General features: G+C 27.7%; 2 protein-coding genes. Both read right to left on the reverse strand.

The features are described 5' to 3' along the window. Positions 1–64 precede the first annotated feature (64 nt). On the reverse strand, positions 65–619 hold the full coding sequence (hpt, locus tag COZ07_RS03125; protein ID WP_406607129.1) for a phosphoribosyltransferase: 555 nt from the start codon (positions 617–619) through the stop codon (positions 65–67). 194 nt (positions 620–813) lie between these two features. Further along, positions 814–1,107 (reverse strand): tRNA lysidine(34) synthetase TilS (tilS, locus tag COZ07_RS03130; protein WP_406607130.1); only part of this gene is annotated, 294 nt, incomplete at its 5' end.

The raw sequence follows: 1,107 nt of genomic DNA on the forward strand, positions 1-1,107 counted from the left end.
TTACGCTCTGATACTATTCACTATCGACTATAATAACTGGTAAACTAGGTAACTGGCTAACTGCTTATTTTAACTCACCCTGGTATATTTCGGGATTAAGAGTAAAAACATACGGAATATTTCTAAATTTTCCGGCATAATCCAAACCATAACCTACTACAAATTTATTAGGGATATCAAATCCCAAATAGTCAACTTTGACCTTGGCTTTCCTTCTGCTATTTTTATTTAAAAACGCACATACTTTCAAACTAGTAGGTTTACGTGATTTTAATATTCGAACTAAATAATCGAGAGTTAATCCAGTATCAATTATATCTTCAATTATTAAAACATCTTTGCCTTCAATAGTCTCATCTAAATCTTTTAATATTCTCACTACTCCTGAAGATTCTGTAGCTGCACCATAACTGGAAATCGCTATAAAATCAAATATCATGGGAATTGAAACTGCTCGAGCTAAATCGGCCATAAATATTACAGCTCCCCTTAATACACCTACAAAAACCAAGTTTTTGCCTTGATAGTCTTGAGTTATTTTTTTACCTAACTCTGCAATTTTTTCTTTAATTTGTTTTTCTGTAATCAAAATTTCATCAATTTCTATATTATTTAGCATTTTCCCTTCTTCTCCCTTAAATATTTTTATATAAAAACCGGTAAAAAATATTTTTCTACTTTTAATTTTAAAATTATTTTAGTAAAATAACCTTTAATAAAATTAAATAAATCGAAAATTCAGGTTTTATTATCAGTCTTCTAATCTAATACTTCTTAGTATTTTTATTAATTATTTATTTATAAACTAATATTTTAAATATCATACAGAAGTGAAGCTAATATGCTCTTTGTCTTTATATTCATCTTTATATAGAGTAATTTTTTACTAGTCGAGGTAATTTTTACCCGATTATCCATTCTCATTCCCACAATCCATATTATCTTATTTTCACTATCTACTAAGATAGGGATTAAATCTCGATGGCTTTTAGGAATCTTATTATCGATAAAATACTCTTTTACCTTCTTTTCTCCTATCATCTTTAAGGGATAAAATCTATCTCCTATCCGTCTATTCCTTAATTTAAGAGGAAATTTCACTTTATC

It is taken from the genome of Candidatus Infernicultor aquiphilus (assembly GCF_002784285.1).
In the GTDB taxonomy this organism is placed as follows: Bacteria; Atribacterota; Phoenicimicrobiia; order Phoenicimicrobiales; family Phoenicimicrobiaceae; genus Infernicultor; species Infernicultor aquiphilus.

What these genes read in the sequence shown, in the direction of transcription:
- hpt (WP_406607129.1), bottom strand. Translation starts at nt 619, where the DNA reads ATGCTAAATAATATAGAAATTGATGAAATTTTGATTACAGAAAAACAA.